The sequence below is a fragment of the Nitritalea sp. genome (assembly GCF_054166705.1).
In genome coordinates this window covers 140,099-162,464 of record NZ_JBSZCV010000008.1, presented here as the reverse complement: position 1 = coordinate 162,464, position 22,366 = coordinate 140,099, and the positions used below count along the sequence as shown (strand labels likewise).

Annotated in this window: 16 protein-coding genes; 11 read left to right on the top strand and 5 right to left on the bottom strand. The window is 47.9% G+C overall.

Features of this window, described 5'->3' with window-relative positions; translation table 11 throughout:
- Nucleotides 1–33: 33 nt before the first annotated feature.
- From ACXIT9_RS04600 to ACXIT9_RS04590, 3 genes are read left to right on the top strand one after another with little or no spacing between them, the layout of a single operon-like run.
- A complete protein-coding gene (locus ACXIT9_RS04600) occupies nt 34–1,605 on the top strand; it encodes a glycerol-3-phosphate dehydrogenase/oxidase (RefSeq protein WP_458055056.1) in 1,572 nt (523 codons plus the stop codon).
- A 42-nt stretch (nt 1,606–1,647) separates the two neighbouring features.
- On the top strand, nt 1,648–3,138 hold the full coding sequence (glpK, locus tag ACXIT9_RS04595; RefSeq protein ID WP_458055055.1) for a glycerol kinase GlpK: 1,491 nt from the start codon (nt 1,648–1,650) through the stop codon (nt 3,136–3,138).
- Nucleotides 3,138–3,884 (top strand): MIP/aquaporin family protein, encoded by a 747-nt coding sequence (locus ACXIT9_RS04590; protein ID WP_458055054.1) that lies wholly within the window; start codon nt 3,138–3,140, stop codon nt 3,882–3,884. The genes glpK and ACXIT9_RS04590 overlap by 1 nt, the downstream gene beginning before the upstream one ends.
- A gap of 152 nt (nt 3,885–4,036) precedes the next feature.
- Here ACXIT9_RS04590 and ACXIT9_RS04585 read toward each other — a convergent pair whose 3' ends face one another.
- Both ACXIT9_RS04585 and ade read right to left on the bottom strand, forming a co-directional pair.
- Entirely contained in the window at nt 4,037–5,179 is a 1,143-nt protein-coding gene (locus ACXIT9_RS04585; protein WP_458055053.1) for an acyl-CoA dehydrogenase family protein, read from the bottom strand.
- 238 nt (nt 5,180–5,417) lie between these two features.
- Nucleotides 5,418–7,052 (bottom strand): adenine deaminase, encoded by a 1,635-nt coding sequence (gene ade, locus ACXIT9_RS04580; RefSeq protein ID WP_458055052.1) that lies wholly within the window; start codon nt 7,050–7,052, stop codon nt 5,418–5,420.
- Between the two features lie 152 nt (nt 7,053–7,204).
- Between ade and cmk the strand changes: the two genes are divergently transcribed.
- The 8 genes from cmk to ACXIT9_RS04540 all read left to right on the top strand — a co-directional run bounded on the left by cmk (nt 7,205) and on the right by ACXIT9_RS04540 (nt 14,294).
- On the top strand, nt 7,205–7,894 hold the full coding sequence (gene cmk, locus ACXIT9_RS04575) for a (d)CMP kinase (RefSeq protein WP_458055051.1): 690 nt from the start codon (nt 7,205–7,207) through the stop codon (nt 7,892–7,894).
- A gap of 2 nt (nt 7,895–7,896) precedes the next feature.
- The gene (locus ACXIT9_RS04570; protein WP_458055050.1) at nt 7,897–8,793 is read left to right on the top strand and encodes a 4-hydroxy-3-methylbut-2-enyl diphosphate reductase; all 897 of its coding nucleotides are present in this window, start codon (nt 7,897–7,899) and stop codon (nt 8,791–8,793) included.
- Nucleotides 8,794–8,933: 140 nt separating this feature from the next.
- Entirely contained in the window at nt 8,934–10,298 is a 1,365-nt protein-coding gene (locus ACXIT9_RS04565; protein WP_458055049.1) for a Na(+)-translocating NADH-quinone reductase subunit A, read from the top strand.
- Nucleotides 10,299–10,302: 4 nt separating this feature from the next.
- A complete protein-coding gene (locus ACXIT9_RS04560; protein WP_458055048.1) occupies nt 10,303–11,517 on the top strand; it encodes an NADH:ubiquinone reductase (Na(+)-transporting) subunit B in 1,215 nt (404 codons plus the stop codon).
- Nucleotides 11,504–12,277: an NADH:ubiquinone reductase (Na(+)-transporting) subunit C gene (gene nqrC / locus ACXIT9_RS04555; protein WP_458055047.1), complete on the top strand. Its 774-nt coding sequence runs from the start codon at nt 11,504–11,506 to the stop codon at nt 12,275–12,277. Before ACXIT9_RS04560 ends, nqrC begins: the two co-directional genes overlap by 14 nt.
- Nucleotides 12,278–12,305: 28 nt before the next feature.
- Nucleotides 12,306–12,989, top strand: a complete 684-nt coding sequence (locus tag ACXIT9_RS04550) for an NADH:ubiquinone reductase (Na(+)-transporting) subunit D (protein ID WP_040669706.1) — start codon at nt 12,306–12,308, stop codon at nt 12,987–12,989.
- 14 nt (nt 12,990–13,003) lie between these two features.
- A complete protein-coding gene (gene nqrE / locus ACXIT9_RS04545) occupies nt 13,004–13,615 on the top strand; it encodes an NADH:ubiquinone reductase (Na(+)-transporting) subunit E (RefSeq protein ID WP_458055046.1) in 612 nt (203 codons plus the stop codon).
- 115 nt (nt 13,616–13,730) lie between these two features.
- Nucleotides 13,731–14,294 (top strand): DUF502 domain-containing protein, encoded by a 564-nt coding sequence (locus ACXIT9_RS04540; protein WP_458055045.1) that lies wholly within the window; start codon nt 13,731–13,733, stop codon nt 14,292–14,294.
- 101 nt (nt 14,295–14,395) lie between these two features.
- On the opposite strand, the gene trxA is transcribed toward ACXIT9_RS04540, so the two are convergent.
- From trxA to ACXIT9_RS04525, 3 genes are all read right to left on the bottom strand, one after another.
- Entirely contained in the window at nt 14,396–14,716 is a 321-nt protein-coding gene (trxA, locus tag ACXIT9_RS04535; protein ID WP_458055044.1) for a thioredoxin, read from the bottom strand.
- 125 nt (nt 14,717–14,841) lie between these two features.
- Nucleotides 14,842–19,131 (bottom strand): DNA polymerase III subunit alpha, encoded by a 4,290-nt coding sequence (gene dnaE, locus ACXIT9_RS04530; protein WP_458055043.1) that lies wholly within the window; start codon nt 19,129–19,131, stop codon nt 14,842–14,844.
- Nucleotides 19,132–19,337: 206 nt separating this feature from the next.
- The gene (locus tag ACXIT9_RS04525) at nt 19,338–22,022 is read right to left on the bottom strand and encodes a DUF5686 and carboxypeptidase regulatory-like domain-containing protein (protein ID WP_458055042.1); all 2,685 of its coding nucleotides are present in this window, start codon (nt 22,020–22,022) and stop codon (nt 19,338–19,340) included.
- Between the last annotated feature and the right edge of the window lie 344 nt (nt 22,023–22,366).

The following is a 22,366-nucleotide window of genomic DNA, read 5'->3' as shown; positions in this document are numbered from 1 at the left end:
TTTTGAGTATATTTGGGTAAACAAACGAACAAAATGGAAAGAAAAAGAAACTTGAAGCGTGTGGCCGATGAAAAGCAGCTGTGGGATCTCATCGTGATCGGTGGTGGAGCTTCCGGTTTAGGGGTGGCACTGGATGCGCTTTCACGCGGCCTTTCCGTCATTTTACTTGAAAAAGCTGATTTTGCGAAGGGCACTTCCAGCAGAAGTACCAAGTTGGTGCATGGGGGGGTGCGCTACCTCGCGCAAGGGGATGTGGGCCTCGTACTGGAGGCATTGCGGGAGCGCGGTCGCCTTCTCCAGAACGCGCCGCATCTGACCTATAACCAACCGTTTATTATCCCGATTTATACTTGGTTTGACCGACTACAGTATAGTGTAGGTCTAAAATTATACGATTGGATGGCCGGTAAGCTGCGGCTGGGGAAGTCACGTTTTATTTCCCGAGCGGAGACCCTACGGCGCCTGCCGCAAGTGAAGGCTGCTGGGCTTCAAGGGGGGGTGGTCTACCATGATGGGCAGTTTGATGATGCGCGTTTGGCGCTGGCCATCGCCCAAACCTGTGAGGAGATGGGGGGATGTATGTTGAATTACATGCAGGTGAAAGCCTTAGAAAAGGATGCGAACGGCAAGCTCTGTGGGGTGCAGGTGAAGGACGCGATTGGCGGCGGCACCTTTGCCCTGAAGGGCAAAATGATCGTCAATGCCACAGGTGTTTTCGCTGATAAAATTTTGCGCATGGATGAGCCGGCGGCTCCCAAGCGCATCCAACCCAGCCAAGGGATCCACCTAGTGCTGGATAAACATTTTTTAAGCGGGCAAGATGCGCTTATGATTCCGAAGACTTCCGATGGACGCGTGCTCTTCGCAGTACCTTGGATGGATAAAATCGTGGTAGGAACCACGGATACTATACGGGAAAAGGCTAAATTGGAGCCGGAAGCGCTGGAGAAGGAGGTGGATTTCGTTCTAGAAACGGCTGGGGCCTACCTCAATCCAGCACCCAAAAGAGAGGATGTGCGTGCCGTCTTTGCCGGATTACGGCCGCTGGCAGCGCCACAAGAGGGCAGCACGAAGACCAAGGAAATTTCGCGCTCCCATAAGGTGATCCTGTCTTCCAGTGGGCTAGTGTCGATCACGGGGGGCAAGTGGACGACTTTCCGAAAGATGGGAGAGGACACGGTAGCTTACTTTAAGCAGGTTACGGGTACCAGCACCCTTAGGCCTAGCGCTTCGGCGGACATTCGCTTCTTCGGGTATACGGATTCACCAGTAGCGGGCCCGCGTAAAGGTTATGGATCGGCGCTGAGAAAGGTAGAAGCGGTGGAAGCTGAAAAACCGAACTTTGGCGCACGCCTTCACCCGGATCACCCTCTTACTGTAGGGGAGGTGGTGTATATGCTCCGGGAGGAGATGGCCATGCGCGTGGAGGATGTGCTGGCCAGGAGAAGTCGCCTGCTGATACAAGATGCGGCACTGGCCCTGAAGGTGGCGCCGCAAGTGGCCGAGCTTATCGCTCAGCATCACCAGTACCCGGCGGACTGGCTAGAAAAGGAGCTGGCAGATTTCACTAAGCTGGCAGAAAAATACCTGCTGAAGTCGGAATAGACCGGGAAAGAAGAAGAGAACACTAAACACCAAAATAACACCATGGGTGCATATATTTTAGCATTAGACCAGGGGACGACCAGTTCCCGTGCCATCGTTTTCGATAAGGAGGGCCATATCGTTTCTGTGGCCCAAAAGGATTTTAAACAGTATTTTCCTCGTGCAGGCTGGGTCGAGCATGACCCACAGGAAATCTGGGCTACGCAGTCGGCGGTAATGATCGAGGCGCTGACGCAGGAGGGTTTAAAGGCTGCGGAGATCGCGGCAATCGGTATCACCAATCAGCGGGAGACGACGATTGTCTGGGATCGAGAGACGGGAAAGCCGCTGCATCGAGCGATCGTCTGGCAGGATCGGCGTACGGCGGCTTTTTGTGATCAGCTGAAGGAGGCTGGGCATGCGGAAAAGATACGGGAGAAGACGGGCCTAATTTTAGATGCCTATTTTTCGGCCACTAAAATACGCTGGATTCTTGAAGAAGTAGAGGGAGCGCGTGCGGCTGCAGAGGCGGGAAGGCTGGCATTTGGCACTGTGGATACGTGGCTGATCTGGAAACTGACAGGGGGGCGCAGTCATGTCACCGACGTCAGTAATGCCAGTCGCACCATGCTTTTTAACATTCATACGTTAACGTGGGATGAGGAGCTTCTGGCACTTTTTAATATACCCGCCAGCATGCTTCCGGAAGTGAAGCAAAGCTCCGAAGTGGTGGCGGAGACCTCAGGAGATATTTTGTCGACTAAAATTCCTATTGCCGGGGTAGCGGGGGATCAGCAGGCGGCACTTTTCGGCCAGCTCTGCACGCGTTCTGGGATGGCCAAGACCACCTATGGCACGGGCTGTTTTTTGGTGATGCACACAGGAGCGAGTCCTGTGCACTCTTCGAACAAGCTACTGACTACGATCGCCTGGAAGGTAGGGGGCCAGGTGAGCTATGCCCTGGAAGGCTCGGTCTTCATCGGCGGCGCAGCCGTGCAGTGGCTGCGCGATGGCATTCAGCTGGTGGAACATGCCAGCGAAACGGAGGATTTAGCCAGCAGCCTCTCCGATAATGAAGGGGTTTATTTCGTGCCTGCGCTCTCGGGTTTGGGGGCGCCTCACTGGGATCAAGAGGCGAGGGGGGCTTTTTTCGGCCTTACTCGTGGTACTACGCAGGCGCACATGGCCCGCGCTACCCTTGAGGCGATCGCCTATCAGGTGCACGATGTGCTGAAGGCCATGGAGCAGGACAGCGGGGAGGAAACGAAGGAGTTGCGCGTAGATGGCGGAGCTACTGCCAATAACTTTTTGATGCAATTTCAGGCTGACATCTTAGGCTGTACCCTCCGCAGGCCGAAGATAACCGAAACCACTGCCATCGGTGCTGCATTTTTGGCAGGCTTGGCGGTAGGGTTTTGGAAGCACGAGGACGAGATTCGCCAGCTTTGGGAATCGGATCGTGATTTTCAGCCGCAAGCAGACGGTGAGCAGGTGGCGGAAAACTTACGTTACTGGCATAAGGCGGTAGAAAGGGCGAAAAACTGGACGAACTGATGGAAGCATTTGTAGCAGAATTTGTGGGTACTTCGCTATTAATAGCCATGGGTGCGGGCGTGGTTGCTAATGTCGTTCTGCCAGGCACGAAGGGCCATGGCGGGGGCTGGATGGTAATCACCACAGCTTGGGCCTTAGGGGTATTTGTGGGAGTAGTGGTGGCTGGTCCTTATAGTGGGGCACACTTAAATCCTGCAGTGACCTTGGCTTTAGCACTGACGGGGGATTTCCCTTGGACGGATCTACCAGCCTATGTGTTAGCGCAGGTGTTAGGCGCGATGTTCGGGTCAGGGATCGTGTGGCTGCTGTATAAGGATCACTTCGATGCCACAGAGGATCCGGGGCTCAAGTTTGCCCCTTTTGGAACTGCTCCTGCTATCAGGAATTTGCCAAGTAATTTTTTCTCTGAGCTTATCGGTACGAACGTATTGATCCTGGTGATTCTTTACGCACAGGAGCCGGCTTTACAGGATGAGGTGCAGACGCCGATAGGCTTAGGGGCCTTAGGTGCACTTCCGGTGGCCTTTTTGGTCTGGGTGATCGGCCTGTCATTAGGTGGTACTACGGGCTATGCCATTAATCCGGCACGTGATTTCGGTCCTCGCTTGATGCATCAGCTACTGCCCCTGCGGGGCAAAGGGTCCAGCGACTGGGGTTACAGTTGGGTGCCCATCTTAGGCCCACTACTCGGGGCGGCCCTGGCGGCAGGCTTGTATCAGCTTTTGGCACAGGTGGGCATGGTTTGAGGTTTTAGGGGCAGTACTCCTTTAAGACACGTGCTGCTACCAAAGAGTAAAGTGGTTCAATTCTTAGCCACCAAATAAAAAAGGAAGCCCCTTACGTATGGGCTTCCTTTTGGTTTTTTTTGGCCGAAGGCCAAAGGAGAAGCGCTAGGTAGTTAGCGAAGCATTTCTCTGGAGATCACTAATTTCTGGATTTCAGAGGTGCCTTCTCCAATGGTACAAAGCTTAGAGTCGCGGTAGAATTTTTCTACGGGATAGTCTTTCGTAAAGCCATAGCCGCCGAAAATCTGAACGGCCTCATTCGAAACGCTTACACATACTTCTGAGGCGTAGTATTTCGCTTGAGCGCCTGCCAAGGTCACTTTTTGGCCTTTGTTTTTCATGTCTGCGGCTTTAAAGGTGAGCAGTCGGGCAGCGTCGATCTGGGTGCTCATATCGGCCAGTTTAAAACTGATGGCTTGGAACTTACTGATGGGCTGATTAAACTGCTGTCTTTCCTTCGCATACTGCACGGAAGCTTCGAGGGCACCCTGAGCGATGCCGAGGGACAGTGCAGCGATGGAAATACGTCCCCCGTCTAGAATTTTCATGGATTGGATGAAGCCTTCGCCGATTTCGCCTAGAATTTGGCTTTTGTGTACGCGACAGTCTTCGAAGATCAGCTCTGCTGTTTCGGAAGCGCGCATGCCCAACTTGTCTTCTTTGCGGCCGCCGCGGAAGCCGGGAGTGCCTCTTTCGATGATGAATGCCGTCATGCCGTGGGAGTCGCCCACTTTGCCCGTACGGGCGATCACCACTGCCACATCCCCAGAGATACCGTGCGTGATGAAATTTTTCGCGCCGTTCAATACATAATAATCGCCATCTTCTACGGCCACTGTGCGCATATTTCCAGCATCGGATCCTGTGTTAGGCTCCGTGAGGCCCCAAGCGCCTAAAAATTCACCCGTGGCAAGTTTCGGTAAGTATTTTTGTTTTTGTTCCTCATTTCCGAATTGCAGGATATGGCCGGTGCAGAGCGAGTTGTGGGCGGCCATGGAGAGTCCCACCGAAGGGTCTAATTTGGTAAGCTCTTCGATGGCAGTGACATATTCGAAGTAGCCGAAGCCAGCGCCTCCGTATGTTTCCGGCACCAAAACGCCCATTAGGCCGAGTTCACCTAGTTTTTTAAATAATTCGAGAGGAAAGTGCTGCTCATCGTCCCATTTATTTCGAAAGGGAGTGATTTCCTTAGCTCCGAAATCTCGGATCATTTGGGAAATCATGACTTGATTTTCGTTGAGCTCGTAAATCGACATATAAAATTATATTTGGGTTTATTCTTTTATTATACCCTATAAACATACAAATAATACATGAAGTTTGGAAATTCGATTAATAATAATTTTTTGCTGGGGAATGTGGTCTTTCGGCTTATTGACTCTTGGTTGTTGTTCGTCCCTGAAAAAAGTAAAAAGATTCGCGAATGAAAGTGTGAAAAAGAAAAAGGAAAATTGGTTTCCCGCTTTTCCTTTTTCTTTTATTTTCGGTTGAATTTTAGGATAAGAAGAGGTCTTTGAAGGTAAAGGCCTGGCCGTCGAAGAGCCCTTTGTCGCTGAGTTTCAGATCTGGGATAACTAAAAGAGCCATAAAGCTCAGGGTCATAAAAGGGGCTTGCAGCTGTGCTCCCATTCGCTTGGCTTGCGCGTCGATTTGGGTATAGGCCTTCGCCACGCTGTAGCCATCTGCGCTGGTCATCAAGCCGGCCACAGGCAGGCCGAGGACTTGTTTTTCTTCTCCATCCACGGCCGAAATTCCTCCCTTTTCTTGAATGAGCAAGTTCACAGCTGCGCAAAGGCTGGAATCGTCTACACCTACGGCGATGATGTTATGGGAGTCATGGGCCACGGTGGAGGCGATGGCTCCTGTTTTCAGGCCAAAGTTTTTCACAAAGGCCATGGCTACTGGTGCTTCGGCGTAGCGGTTGATGACGGCTATCTTCAAAAGATCGGCAGGGACATTGGCATGTGCCAGGCCATCTTTCACGATAATAGCACCACTACTTTCGGGGGTGATAAGCTGCCCATCGAGGGCAGTGATCACCCGTACCCGAGTGCCTGCTGCCGGAAGGTGGAAGTCTTCCACCTTTTTCGCACCGATGGAGAACTTATTAATTGGTGTTTCGGGGTAGGAAGGAAGTAGGGTGCGGCCTTTTTCAGCTACTTTTTCCCCTTGGATGTAGGTGGCCAGGTGGCGGAAGTTTTTCAGGTCTTCTACCACGATAAAGTCTGCTGGATCTTGCAGGCGGAGGCTGCCTACTGGCAATTTATACTGGAGGATGGGGTTTAAACAGGCGGCACGCAGCACAGGAAAGAGGGCTTTTCCTTTGGCGATAGCCCGGCGGACCAGTTCATCGATATGACTGATGGCCAGGTAGTCTGGATGTTTATCGTCGGAGCAAAACATAACCTGATCGGGGTGCGTATCGATCAGGTCGATCAGCGCATCAAAGTTTTTGGCCGCGCTGCCTTCCCGAATGGCGATTTTCATGCCGATTTCAGCCTTATCGCGTGCCTCTTCATAGGTGAAGCACTCATGATCCGTGCTGATTCCGGCGGCGGCATAGTGTTCAGCTTGTGCTCCTCGAAGGCCTGGAGCGTGCCCATCTACAGGTTTATTATGGTGCTGTGCCAGTGCGATCTTGGCCATCACCTCAGGGTCACGCGCTAGTGTGCCTGGCCAGTTCATCATTTCGGCCAGGTAGTAGATATCCGGGTCTTCCATCAGCTTTTGGATATCGCTCACAGAAATTGTAGCTCCTGCTGTCTCGAAGGGAGTGGCAGGTACGCAGGAGGGGGCGCCAAAAAAGAATTTAAAGGGTGTTTTTTTTCCATTCTCAATCATGAAGCGGATGCCTTCCATGCCACATACATTCGCGATTTCGTGGGGGTCCGAAATGGTCGCGACGCTTCCGTGGCAGACGGCCATGCGCGCGAACTCACTTGGAATGAGCATGGAGGATTCGATATGGACATGCGCATCGATAAACCCCGGAAGGATGTAGGGTAGGCTACTATCGTGCTGGAGTTTTTGGATGCGGCAGATGCGTCCGTTTTTAACTTCGATTTCAGCGGTATAGATGCTTTCGTGATGCAGATCTACTAACTGACCTTTTAGGCGGAACTCGTTCATGCCGTATGGATTTAAAGGTTTGAATGTCAATTTTTAAGAAATTTTCTAAATGCGTGTGTGAGGAGGAAGTCCCGCTCTTAGAGGCATAATTTATGCGATAAACTTACTATATTTGCATTTGAAGTAAAAGCGCAAAGAGACTTTTGAGTTTAATGAATAAGATAGTTATTGCCATAGACGGCCTTTCAGGTTGTGGGAAAAGTTCTACTGCAAAGGCGGTGGCGAAGGCCTTGGGGTATGTGTATATCGACTCTGGAGCCATGTATCGGGCGGCGACGCTTCATTTTTTAGACAGGGACACTGAGCTTACTTCGGAGGATGCAGTAGCAGAGGCTTTAGCGGATATGGAGATTCGGTTTCGGCCGGGGGCCAATGGTTCCGCACAAGACACGTATCTGAATGGTCGACATGTGGAGCAGGAAATTCGAACTATGCGGGTATCGAATTATGTTAGTAAGGTAAGTAAACTTAAGGCGGTACGTAGGGCACTTGTGGCTCAGCAGCAGGCGCTAGGAGCCGAGAAAGGAGTGGTGATGGATGGCCGAGATATTGGTACGGTCGTCTTTCCAGACGCTGAGTTAAAGATATACATGTCAGCGAACTTAGAAGTAAGGGCTGCCCGTAGGCAGACAGAACTGGCAGCAGCCGGGGATGAAGTTTCTCTTTCTGAGATCATGGATAATTTAGCCTCTCGCGATGCGATCGACAGTTCGCGTGAGGAAAGCCCACTCTACCAGGCGAAGGATGCGCACGTTATAGATACGAGCAGTCTGCGCTTCGAAGAGCAGGTAGAGCAGATCCTGACTTTGGCACGGCGTGCCATGAACCATCAAACCAAGTGAATATGCAAATCACAATAGATAAGAATTCTGGATATTGTTTCGGGGTGGAGTTTGCCATCAAGATGGCGGAGGACGAAATGGAAGTTTCGGACAAACTTTACTGTCTGGGCGATATCGTGCATAATGATATGGAGGTCCAGCGCCTTCGGGATAAAGGACTAGTGGTCATCGAGCGAGAAGACTTACAGGAGCTTAGAGATTGTAAGGTGCTCATTCGAGCACATGGGGAGCCCCCAGAGACTTATAAATTAGCCATTGCGAATAACATCGAGCTGATCGATGCTTCCTGTCCGGTGGTGCTCAAATTACAGCATCGGGTGAAGACGGCTTTCGATAAGATGCAGCAGGAGGAGGGTCAGATCGTTATTTATGGTAAAAAAGGGCATGCAGAAGTTGTAGGCCTGACGGGTCAGACGCTTGAGAAGGCGATCGTGGTGATGGAGGATAAGGATCTGGACCGGATAGATTTTACACGGCCAGTCACTTTGTTTAGTCAGACGACGAAAAGCACAAAAGGTTTTTACGCATTAAAGGAAAAAATCGAGACACGCATTCGTGCGGTGAAGGGAGAGTTTTCTGCCTTAGATTTTAATGCAAATGATAGTATTTGTCGTCAGGTTTCCAATAGGGAGCCACAGTTAGCGCGCTTTGCCGAAGAGAATGATGTACTCATTTTCGTGGCAGGAAGAAAGAGCTCGAACGGCAAGGCTCTATACCAGGTGTGTAAATCGGTAAACGAAAGGAGTTATTTCGTGGAGAATGAACAAGAAATTCAACCGAACTGGTTTTCGTCTGAAGACAAGGTAGGGATTTGTGGAGCTACCTCCACCCCCATGTGGCTCATGGAGCAGGTGAGCGAGCATATTCAAGCTTTAGAGCAAAATTTAATACTAGGATAAAAAAACAGGTGAAACATTTCGTGTTTACGGGTGACGATGCGCACGGTAAAACCTAAATATTAGCTTAAAACGCTTCAATTAACAACTGTATTTTATTAGATTTGAGGCGATTTTCAAGGGATCATACATTCTAAATAAATATGTCAAAAATAGTTAAGCTAAAAAAGGGTTTCGACATTAAGCTGGCCGGAAAGGCAGAAGCGAAGGAAGTCGAATTCCAGACAGCCAAAACTTTTGCCCTTAAGCCTACTGACTTTCAGGGGATTCAGCGGCCAAAGGTTACGGTGAAAGAGGGTGATACCGTGAAAGCGGGGAGCATCATCTTCTTTGACAAGGCGATGGATGAAGTAAAGTATGCGGCACCGGTTTCAGGTGAGGTGGTAGAAATTAAGCGTGGGGAGAAACGTAAGTTGCTCGAAATAAAGATTTTGGTTGACAGCCAGATTGTTTATGAAGAGCTGCCGACGTTTACATTATCCTCTATACGTTCTACAGATGCGGAAGCGCTGAAAAAGCATGTCGCTGGATCCGGAATGTGGCCACACATCATACAGCGTCCATTCGGCGTAGTCGCGAATCCTGCTGACACTCCGAAAAATATCTTTATTTCGGGTTTTGACACACATCCCTTAGCGCCTGATTACGGCGTGGTACTTAAAGGTGAAGAAGAAAACTTCAAAGCGGGTCTCGCTGCTTTAAAGAAATTCACTACAGGTAAGGTGCATTTAGGTATAGATAGTGCGAAAGAAATTCCGAGTGTCTATGCGAACTTAGAGGATGTGCAGATCAATAAGTTCTCCGGTCCGCACCCTGCGGGTAATGTCGGTGTACAAATCCATCATATCGACCCGATTAACAAGGGCGATATCGTGTGGACGGTATCACCAAGTGGTGTGGCGCAGATCGGTAAAATGCTTTTAACAGGCAAGTATGATGCGACGAAACTAATCGCATTAACGGGCTCTGAACTTAAGCAAACGGGTTATGTCAAAGTGATTTCCGGAACTTGTGTCGATAAATTAGTTACTGGCAACTTGAATTTTGATAATGTACGTGTAGTATCTGGAAATGTCTTAACAGGAGAGCGCATCCAGCAGGATGGCTACCTAGGTTTTTATCATAATCAGCTCACGGTACTTCCTGAAGGAAACGAGTACGAGTTTTTAGGGTGGTTAAAGCCTACATCGAAAAAGTTAAGCTTCCACCGTGCGCTTGGTTTACTTTCATTCTTAAATGGAAGCAAAGAGTATCGTTTAAATACCAACACCAATGGTGAAGAGCGGGCATTTGTGCAGACAGGCGTTTTCGAGAGTGTGACGCCTATGGATATTCTTCCTGTGTACCTGATGAAGGCGATCATGGCGGAGGATTTTGATGAGATGGAGGAGCTCGGCATCTACGAATTAGTGGAGGAAGATCTAGCCCTATGTGAGTTTGTGGACGTATCGAAGCATCCGGTACAGGAGATTTTGAGAAAAGGAATAGATTTAATACAATACAGTTAACGATATGAAGTTTCTACGAGAATTATTAGATAAGCAGAAGCCCATGTTCGAAAAGGGCGGTAAGCTTGAAAAATTCTACTATGCTTTCGAGGCAGGAGAGACCTTCCTCTTTACACCGAACCATACGGCCGGTATAAAGGGTGCTCAGGTTAAGGATGCGATCGACTTAAAGCGTATGATGATTACCGTGGTGATCGCGATGATCCCATGTTTGTTATTTGGTATTTACAATACCGGGCACCAGCATTTCTTGGCCACAGGCCAAACGGCGGGTCTTTGGGAAGATTTCGGTGGTAAAATGCTTATCGGATTACAATTGGTTCTTCCCATCGTTATCGTGGCTTACGCGGCAGGGGGACTGGTAGAGGCAGTTTTCGCTGTAATCCGTAAACACCCGATTAACGAGGGATTTCTCGTAACCGGTATGTTGATTCCATTAGTAGTTCCAGCTACTATTCCTTTATGGCAAGTGGCACTAGCGACCATTTTTGCGGTAGTAATCGCGAAAGAGGTTTTCGGTGGAACAGGTATGAATATCCTAAACGTGGCCATGACGGCGCGTGCTTTCCTCTATTTCGCATACCCGGCTCAAATTTCCGGTGATACTGTTTGGACCTATCTTGGCGATCAGGCAGTAGTGGACGGTTTTTCTGGTGCTACCGCACTAGCAGTAGCTTACACAGCTGGTGTAGAAGGTGAAGCAGTAACCAGTGCACTTGCTGCACATAATACAGCGATTGGTGCTGGCTTGTTTGAGTTTGGAAATCTATTTGTAGGCTGGATCCCGGGTTCTATCGGTGAAACGTCTACCTTGATGGCTCTCGTAGGTGCTGCGATATTAGTAGGCACAGGAGTGGCTAGCTGGAAAATTATCGTGGGGGGGTTTGCTGGAGCCTATATCATGGGTGCCCTTATGAACTTACTTGCTGTGAACGAGTACATGGCTATGCCTGCTGAGTACCACTGGGTGATGGGAGGTTTAGCTTTCGGTGTAGTCTTTATGGCTACAGATCCAGTATCTGCTGCCCAGACTGAAATAGGAAAATGGATTTATGGAATTATGATTGGGGTGTTGACAGTAATCATCCGTGTTTCTAACCCGGCTTATCCGGAAGGAATCATGCTTGCAGTTCTGTTTATGAACGTCTTTGCACCGTTAATCGATCATTATGTAGTTAAAGCGAATAAAACAAGGAGGTTACAACGTGCAACAGTCTAATGTCTATATCGTAACGTTCTCAGTTATCCTTACGGTGGTACTGGGACTCTTATTATCCGGAACATCGCAGGTTTTAGGGCCTATTCAGAAAAAAGCGGTGGAGCTGGATACGAAAAAACAAATTTTGGGCGCTGTACTTGAAGCATCCGAGCTATCTAAGATGAGCGGTGAGGAAGTGTTTGCGTACTATGACAAGCGCATTTCATCGAAAGTAGTCAATATCAAGGGCGAAGAGGTAGAAAAAGATGAGGATGGTATCGCCATCATCCCTGAAAATGTAGATATCGGTAGAAATTACAAGCGTAAGCCAGAAGATCGCCTTTATCCTGTCTTTATGTTCTTGGCAGAGAATGGTGAGGACGTAGAGTCTTTCATCATCCCAGTGTACGGCGCGGGTCTTTGGGATGCGATTTGGGGTTATGTCGCCCTAGAGACAGATCTAACTACCATTAAAGGGGTTACTTTCGCTCATGCTTCTGAAACGCCAGGGCTAGGTGCTAGAATCACAGACGGCTCCGTCCAGGCACGGTTCCAAGGAAAACGCATCTTCGATGAAGCGGGTGAATTACAGTCGGTCAACATGCAGAAGGGTGAGGGCAGAGATTACAGCGATGACGCACATAAAGTAGATGGCCTTTCAGGTGCTACTATTACTGCCGTCGGTGTGAATAACATGCTAAAGGCCTATATGTCCCACTATAGCGCTTACATTCAAAAGCGCCGAAGTGGTGAATCTGGCGGTATGGCTGTATTAAATTGATGTTCCACGTCTCTATATCACGATAAGAATGAGTACAGAAACTGCACAAGTGACAGAAGTAAAAAAGCCTGCTGAGGCACTCCTGTCAAAAAGAAGAAAAAAATTATTAAGCGATCCGCTCGTAGATGATAATCCAATCACGATACAGGTATTGGGGATTTGTTCTGCTTTAGCGGTTACCACACAGCTTCAGCCGACGTTCGTTATGGCTTTGTCTGTAATCTTTGTAATGGTCTTTGCGAACTTAACCATTTCACTACTCCGGAACACGATTCCTAGCCGTGTACGAATCATCGTTCAGCTGGCAGTTATCGCTTCCCTAGTGACACTGGTAAACGAAGTGTTAAAGGCTTTCGCCTATGACATGTATAAGGAGTTATCCGTATTCGTAGGTCTAATCATCACCAACTGTATAGTTATGGGGCGCTTAGAGGCCTATGCCTTAGGGAACAAGCCCTACGACTCTGTACTCGATGGTTTCGGAAGTGCCTTAGGCTATGCTTGGATTATCTTAGCTGTGGCCTTCTTCCGCGAACTTTGGGGATCTGGATCTGTTTTCGGTGTTCCCGTTTTCGATCAAATTTCAGGTCTTTTCGGAGATGATTTTAGCTTGGCTACCAACGGTTTAATGGTGTCTCCTGTAGGAGCTTTCATTATCCTAGGGCTTATCATCTGGGTACAGCGTACCAAAACAGGTTATGTAGAACACTAAAAGGAAGCGTAAAAATGGATTTATTTAATTTAGCAATTAAGTCGATTTTTATCGACAACATGGTTTTCGCTTACTTCTTAGGGATGTGTTCTTTCCTAGCGGTTTCTAAGAAAGTAAGTACAGCGCTTGGTTTAGGGGCTGCCGTTATCTTTGTATTGACAGTAACGGCACCAGCTAACTGGCTTTTGAATGAGTTTATCCTTAAAGAGGGTGCTTTAATATGGTTGGGCGAGTCATTCGCTGAGATCGACTTATCTTTCCTTCGCTTTATTATGTTCATCGCTATCATTGCTGCGATGGTTCAGCTAGTGGAAATGATCGTGGAGAAATTTGCTCCTGCCTTATACGGTGCCTTAGGGATTTTCCTTCCTCTTATCGCGGTAAACTGCGCGATCCTAGGTGGATCTTTATTTATGGCCACGCGGGACTATACACTAGCCGAGGCAGGTGTCTATGGCTTCGGCTCTGGCGTAGGTTTCTTTCTAGCGATTGTAGCGCTAGCGGCTATTCGCGAAAAGTTAAAGTATTCTAATGTACCGAACGGCCTAAAAGGCTTAGGCATCACCATGCTTATAACGGGTCTTATGGGTATCGCTTTCATGTCTTTTATGGGCATCGACCTTTAAAAAGCGGCTCAGGTATGCAGTACCTTTACGAAAGCCTCAGGGAAACCTGGGGCTTTTTTCATACGTGTAAACTTTAGCGGATTGTTCTCTTATTCACCTTTTCTCTTTACTTCCCATGTCTTTTGGAAATAAACGCCTCATCACCTTTTTCTTTAGAGGGCTCTTATTTGTGGTTCCGATCGCACTGACCTTCTATGTGATCGTCATGCTATTAAATTTTTTGGATAGTATCATCCCTTCCCCTATTCCAGGAATTGGGATCTTACTCATGCTGATCAGCATTACGTTTATCGGTTATTTGGCTGGACTTTTCCTGACACGTCCGCTCTTTGAGATGTTTGAACGATGGGTGTATCGCATTCCCCTTGTCAATATCCTGTATACCAGTATAAAAGATCTTATGTCTGCCTTCGTCGGCGATAAGAAGAAGTTTAATACTCCCGTTATCGTCAAGCTTTCTGAGGGTATGTCCCGCCTTGGCTTTATTACCCAAAACGATCTTAGCGTACTCGATGAAGAGGATCTAGTAGCTATTTATTTTCCACACAGCTATAACTTTAGCGGCAATTTGTACTTAGTTCCTCGCGAGAATGTGCGTATCTTACGCCACGTTAAAAGTGCGGACGTGATGAAGTTTATCGTTTCGGGAGGCGTTTCTAATCTTGAAAAATGGGAGTAAATGTAACATCCATACTTCTTCACCGGGATTTCTGGGTAAAAAAATAAATGGGAGCCTGTATGCTTACAAGCTCCCATTTTGCTTTGGTTCCAAGGATATCCTTAGAGCTGGGCATCTAATTTTTGAGCTAACACCCCTTTAGGAACTGCACCCACCTGCTTGTCTACGATCTCTCCGCCTTTAAAGAAAAGAAGCGTAGGAATGCTTCGAATTCCGAACTTTGCCGCCACACTTGGGTTGGTGTCCACATCTACCTTACCGATAACTGCTTTGCCATCGTAATCACCGGCAAGCTCTTCCACTACCGGGCCAATCATCTTACATGGACCACACCATTCAGCCCAAAAATCTACTAGTACGGGTTTGTCAGATGCGATGATTTCTTCAAAATTAGCATCTGTGATCTCAATTGCTTTTGCCATTTTCTATGTCAGTTGTAATTCTTAATGTAATGGAGAATATATGTTTTAATTCAAATATACAGGAATAAGTTCATTTCGTGTATACATATACCCAGCAGAAAGCAAGGGTGGATGTTTTATCGGTCCTATTCGCTTACAAGTGTATAACTCAGTTCCGGGAATTGGGCTAACTCCCGCATGAGAGCATTCGAAGGCTCCACACGATACTGTGTGGCTAAAAGCTCTAGTCTAATATTCTCCTTTTTATCTATCACCGTCACGTATAAGCGAGCATCCCCCTTATACTGCTTCCCTATCCGCTCCAGCTGATCCATGACAGTATACGTTAGGTCATCCAAATCTATGTGGATGCGTATGCCCTTTACCACGCGATCACGCAGGTCATTTAGAAGCCCTATACTGTTTATTTTAAACTCGAACTCATTTTCTTTCCATTTATTTGGATGCATAGAACCCGAAATGTAAAGGAACCAGCCCGTCATAAAGAACTCTTTAAAGCGCACATAGTCCTCTCCGAATATAAAAAAGGTATGGCTTCCCGCATAATCCTCCATGGTGAGCGTCCCAAAGGGTTTACCAGTTTTGGTGGTGCGGTGCGCAAAGGCACTTACCTGGCCGGCAACCTTAATTTCCGACTTTGCCAGTAAACGGTCTGTATCTGTTAATTCAGGTAAGGTGGTGTTGGTGTAAGCATCGATTTCTACCCGAAATTGGTCTAATGGATGCCCTGAAATATAAAGACCGACTACCTCTTTTTCAAGGTTTAGCTGCTGTAGCTGACTAAAGGGCTCCATAGGTACTAGCGTGGGTAACGGAATATCTGTACCTGCTCCCCCGAATAGACTTACCTGTGCGCTCATTTCTTCCTGTTGAATGCGCTGGGCGTATTTGGTTGCCTTTTCCAAAAGGGTAACATCCCCTTCTGGTGCTTCGAGGTACTGCCGGCGATGGTGCTCCTTAAAGCAGTCGAAAGCACCCGCCTGAGCTAGGGCCTCTAAGGTTTTTTTGTTCAAGGCTTTACCATTTACCCGTTTACAAAACTCAAAAATACTCGTATAGGGTCCTTTCGCCTCGCGGTTTTCGATGATATGATCCACTGCGGCATTTCCGGCGCCTTTTATTGCCGCCAGGCCAAAGCGAATCTGTCCTTCTTTATTTACTGTAAAGCCATTTTTCGATTCATTTACATCCGGTCCCAGCACCTGAATGCCCATTCGCTTACATTCTTCCATAAAAAAGGTTACCGTGGCGATGTCATTCATGTTATTGGAAAGCACCGAGGCCATGTATTCTGCCGGATAGTGTGCCTTCAAATATGCCGTCTGGTAGGCGATCCATGCATAACAGGTGGAGTGGGACTTATTAAATGCGTAGGACGCAAAGGCTTCCCAGTCTTTCCATATCTTTTCGAGCTTTTTCGCATCATGGCCTTTAGCGGATGCCTGAGAAATAAATTTTGGTTTCATCTTATCCAAGACATCCTTTTGCTTTTTCCCCATGGCCTTACGGAGCACATCAGCCTCCCCTTTCGTGAAGTCAGCGAGCTTTTGGGAAAGCAGCATCACCTGTTCCTGATAGACCGTAATACCGTAGGTTTCCTCCAGATACTCTTTCATGTCATCGAGATCGTAACTGATGGCCTCCCTTCCATGCTTTCTGTCGATAAAGCTTGGAATGTATTCGAGTGGTCCTGGTCGGTACAGTGCATTCATGGCAATTAAATCAGCGAAGACCGTTGGCTTTAACTCTCGCATGTACTTCTGCATGCCGGCAGATTCGTATTGGAAGATCCCGACTGTCTCTCCGCGCTGGAATAGTGCGTAGGTCTTTTCATCGTCGATGGGAAAGTGATCCGGATCCAACACGATACCGTGTCGTTCTTTCACGATTTTTACCGCATCTTTAATTAAGGTGAGCGTCTTTAGGCCTAGAAAGTCCATTTTTAGCAAACCTGCATTCTCTACGACAGCATTATCGAACTGCGTGCAGACCATATCAGAGTCTTTGGCTAGGGCTACCGGAACGAAATTCGTAATGTCATCAGGTGTGATAATGACTCCACAAGCATGTATGCCTGTATTTCGAACAGAGCCTTCCAAAACGGCTGCTTGATTGATGGTTTTCGAAAGTGGATCGTTTTGGGAAGCCAGGCGCAGCAGCTCATCGGCCTTCTGTATGTTTTCGTTGTTATTTTTTAACTTCTCCATGAGCTTCGGACGCTCTTTGGCTAAACTGAAAAGGGCCTTTAGCTTAATATCAGGCACGAGTTTGGCGAGACGATCTGCATCGCTAAGCGGAAGGTTTAGAACACGTGCCGTATCGCGAATAGCCGATTTAGCGGCCATGGTGCCGTAAGTGATGATTTGAGCCACCTGATTCGACCCATATTTATTGATAACGTAGTCGATGACCCGCTGCCTGCCTTCATCATCGAAATCAATATCGATATCGGGTAAGGAAACCCGATCTGGATTCAGGAAACGCTCGAAGAGCAAGTCGTATGCGATCGGGTCTACATTCGTAATTCCGATGCAGTAGGCCACAGCAGAACCCGCTGCCGATCCCCGGCCAGGTCCCACTGAGACACCCATTTCGCGCGCTGCAGTCGTGAAGTCCTGTACGATCAAAAAGTATCCTGGATACCCGGTTCTCTCGATCGTGGCCAACTCGAAATCCAAGCGCTCTCGAATCTCGTCCGTGATCGTCTCATATCGCTTTTCTGCGCCTACATAGGTGAGGTGGCGCAAGTAGGCATTTTCTCCCCTTTTTCCTCCATCTAATTCATCCTCAGGATGTTTAAATTCTTCAGGTATCGCGAATTTCGGCAAGAGCACCTCGCGCGCTAGCTTGTAGGACTCTACCTTTTCCACGATTTCTTGTGTACAATGGATCGCCTCTGGAAGATCGGCAAACAGCTTTTTCATCTCCTCAGGTGTCTTGAGATAAAACTCATCATTCGGGAAGCCATAGCGGTATTCCCTGCCGCGACGTCCGATGTACTTTTTCGGCTTTTCTACCAGCTCACCATCCTTTACACAGAGCAAAATGTCATGGGCTTTGGCATCCGCTTTTTGATTGTAATAGGTATTGTTTGCTGCGAAGTAGCGAACATTATATTTTTGCGCGAAGCGCAAAAGTACTTCGTTCACCTTTTCCTCTTCGGGGATGCCATGCCGGTTAAGCTCCACGTAAAAGTCCTCCCCGAAATGGGTCTTCCACCATAAAAAGGCTTCTTCCGCCTGGGTTTCGCCCACATTTAGGATTAAAAACGGCACTTCTCCCCATAGTCCACCCGTGGTCGCGATAAGGTCTCCCTTATACTGTAAGAGCACTTCCCGATCGATTCTGGGGACGTAATAGAAGCCTTCTATGTTAGCGTAGCTCGCCAGCTTAGCTAAATTATGATATCCGGCTTTATTTTTAGCCAGTAAAACAGTCTGGTAGCCGTCGTCCTTGCTGCTTTTATTTTTTCGGTCTCGCGCCAAGTTGAACTCGCAACCTAAAATAGGCTTGATATCCTGAGCCAAAGCCTCCTTGACGAAGTAAAAAGCACCCATCATATTTCCGTGATCCGTCATGGCGATAGCAGGCATTCCTTGACTTTTCGCTTGGCGTATTAAGGCTGGAATTTCACTGGTAGACTGTAAAATGGAATATTGGGTATGCACGTGAAGATGACTGAAGGGTACATCACTCAAGTCTGTAATATCTGCTCGACCCGCCGCACGAAGCACGTCTTGAGCAGCTTGCTGCTGCCGGTCCTTCGCTTGTGCAAAGTTGGCTTCCCCTAAATCTGGCGCCTCATACTGGACATCTTTGGGCTGTAAGCCCTCTGCAGGTGCCTGCACACCCTGCTGGATCAGGCCGAAGAAACAGCGCGCCGTGGCATCCACATCGTAGGCCGCATCGTGTGCATCGCCGAAGCCCTCGCCGAATAGCTTCTGATGGAGTTCCGTAAGAGTAGGCCACTTAAACCGGCCCCCTTTACCTCCTGGTATGGCACAAAAATCAGTAGAAATATCTTTCGTGTCCAGGGAGGCTTTCGCCTCAAAGGGCATGAGCAAGCCCTGTCTTAAAAACTCAGCACCGACGACATGAATATCAAATTCTATATTATGCCCGACACTGAACTGGGCCTTTTCTAAATCCTGATGAAAATCTTCTAATACACGTTGTAAGGGTTTACCCTCCCGAGTCGCGCGCTCCGTGGAAATGCCATGTACCTTCTCTGCATTATAAGGAATGGTAAAACCTTCAGGCTTGACGATATGATTTCCCTGCGCCAAAAGCTTTCCCCTAGCGTCATGTAACTGCCAAGCAAGCTGAACCAGCCGGGGCCAGTTATCCAAATCACTGATAGGGGCATTATAATCTCTAGGTAAACCGGTGGTCTCGGTGTCAAATATGATATACATATACTAATTTTCTCTTTTTAGGGGCATGAAGATACTAAAAAAATGAGCTAGAAGTAAGGGGAAAGTAATAGAGAGAGAAAAAATAAAAGGCTTCAAAGAAGCCTCCGAAAGAGTAACGACTACCGATCGTTCATCTATTATTTATTAAACCTTACAGCATCTAAGGTCTTGAAAAAAAATGATTTTTCCAAGACCTGCCTGCTTTTTTATTGGAAGCGGAAGATGCTGGCTACGCCAAAACGCAAGCCCGACCGCAGCATCGTATCGTTCTCGAATGCCATGCCTGCTTCCACCCTAAAAATTCGGAAAATATTATCTACTGCATAACCGATTTCAGTGTAACGAGGAGCGGTAGGAGTGACGAGAAAGTTGACAAAAAGATTTTCCCGCAGTCCGCTCGTGCGCAGATAAGGAAGCTGAGTAAGTGCAAATTTCCGGAACTGATAATTGGTGAGAATTTTCGCATATTGATCCCGCGTGCTATAGAGATAATAATCCATGAAACGGAAATTATCGACCACACCGAGACTAGCGAACAGGGTGCGGTTTCCTCCGAAGTGGGCAAAATCCATGAGATAAACCTGTTCGTTCGTGAGGAATTTCCCCACCTCCGCCGCCACATGTAGGCGACCAGAAATGCCAAAGCGTTTTTCGTGCTCGATACGTCCGCTAATAAAATCAAACTGCGCCGCAGTGGGGGAGTCAAACAGTTCTCCGAAGGCACGTGAATAGTGCAGTTTGAGGGTAGGCCCCACCTGCTTTTCTAATGACTTGCGCCCATTCGAAATGCTGTAGCGAATTCCGAAGCGGTAGGTGAGATCCACAGCAGCGATTAGCGCTTCATGATCTACGGCTTCTTCTGCATTCCTTGTTTCGACGTTTTCCGGGAAGTTAGAGGTGAAAACCCGCTCTGGCCTATTGTATAGGCTAAAGTTATTCGAGTTTTCTAGAAAGCGCCTTTGGCTGTAGAGCAGATGCGCGTTTAGAGAAAGGGCATCGCTAAATTTTCGCTCTACCTGCGCTTCCAGATAATCCTCTGCATAAATTTTCATGAGGTTTTGGCGTAACAGCAGCGTATACAAGGAGTTTACCTGCTCTAAAATTGGCCCATTGCCGATTACACCCTCCGAATTAAACTGCTGCATGCGACTTCCACCTCCCAGTCCGTACACGAGACTGCTTCTGTCCCTGTAGTCACGTGTCCAGCTGAGCGCAAATCGCGGGAGAAATAGCTCCGAGGAGAAGCCGTAGCGTAGGTAACCTGCTGCAACGAATTCTTTTCGGCGCAGCCGCGTATCCACGGTATCTGCGAAACGACGTGTTTTCTCATAGCGCATACCGCTTCCCACAGTCACGCCCTCCACTGTGTTGAAATTTATTTTGCCCCAGGCGTCCTCCACGATCAGGCGCTGTCCGCCGCCGAGGTTCTTTTGTGTGCCGCTAAGCAAAATCCCCGGCCGGAAGCGCCACTTGGATTTGGTGTTTTGTGCGGTACTATCTTTGGGCTCGCGCTTTCCGGTCAATTCTTCTTTTTGGATTTGAGCTAAACTATCGTCTCGTGTGTAGCCTTTTAATTCTGCTTCTGTCAAGGCTACAGGCCGGATGCTGTCCCAGTAGCTCAGGTTCCGCTTTCGTGCCAGGCTATCCACTTTATAGCTCTTGACCTCTGTGATCTGTTCCACTTCGGCCTCCTTGATAGCCTCTTTTTCGAAATCTTGCATGAGCCGACGTAGTTCCTTACGACTCACCTCTTCACCTTCTTCTAACCTTTCCAAAGTCGATTTTTGGCGGCTGGCCTTGTCTAGGGAGGTGATTTTTTCATCGATAAGCTTCGGCTGTATGGCCAGGGTTTCGTCCAGCTCTAAGGTGTAGCGGTCAGAAGAAGAGAGGTAGGTAAAGGAGCCACCGAAGCCCAGAATTTTACCCGAAAAGCGCAGTTCTAGCTGTCCGGGCAGCCAGATATCCTCTTGGACTTCTATAAAGAGCTCTTTCTGTTCGATTTTAAAGCCTAGCTGCGAGACGAAGACATCGATACTATGGATCGCCCATAGCTCATCGATGATATGAATAGTACCTTCGAATACGCCCTCTCCCCGCGAGCGCGGCGTAATTTTGATTTTATGGATGAGGCGATTTCCTTCGAAAAAGGAGCCGAGCAGCGTAAAGCGGTAATAGGCAAAGGCCTGACGCGCGAGGGGGGAGATGCCGCCTGCAACCTCCTGCTCATAGAAGCTAGTATTTAAGTAAGGAGCTGGGCTGGCGCCAAAATCATCTCCAGAGGTGCGGATGCTAAGTACTTCTTCGTCGTATTTATTCGGCTGGGTGAAGGTAATTCTGGATACCGATTCTAAGGTGTAGGCCTCGTTCAGGTTTAGCCCCTCTTCTTTGAGCTGTTTTTTAATAAAGAAGGGCGCATTTTCGAGCACACCTGTCCCTTTTAGGTAGACATATTTTGTGTAGCGCTTGATTTGGAGGCGGTGAAAGTCTGCTTTGGCGATAGCTTTCCGCATGATGGTTAGCGCAGGATCTTCTTTTCCGGACTTTACTTCCACTTCTTGGAGCGCGAAGGTTTGCTCTTCGAGTAAAATATCTTTTTCTATCCATTGCTGAGCTGTTACAGTAAGTGTTTGGACCTGGGTTCCATAGCCCATAAATTGAACCACTACATCATACACACCCTCAGGAAGCGGGATTTCGAAATATCCGAGTTGGTTAGTGGTAAATCCCTGGCCGGTATTTCGGATGTAGATAGAAGCAAAGGGGAGGGGAGTGTCGGCTCCGGCTTTAACGTACCCTTTTAGTCCGGACTTAGGCTGCTGGGCCATTGCGCAGGGCGCAAAAAAAAGGAAGAGTAAGGCGAAAAGAAGGATATTCGGTTGTACGGCTTTCATGCGAGTAGATTATTCAAATATTCCTTGCAAGATAGTTGATTAATGAAAATATATGCCCGTAGTAGCGGAAAAAATAATGTAGCGTTTAACGAGGCGAAGAAAGAAGTGCTATCCATGAGATCTAAAAGAGAATTTGCTGTCTTATTTCGGGGGGGGACGAAAGTGCTTTAATCAAAAGAATAGTTGGGTGAACCGAATCTTTCCAAATATTCGTTTTTCGGCAGTGAAAAACGGGAAAGCTGATTTTCAGTTTTTTAAAAAAAATTAAAAATTTTAACATTTCGTAAAGTTCAATCGATTTCGGTTGTGGTAAACGTAATAAAATACCTTGTTATTTAAGGTTT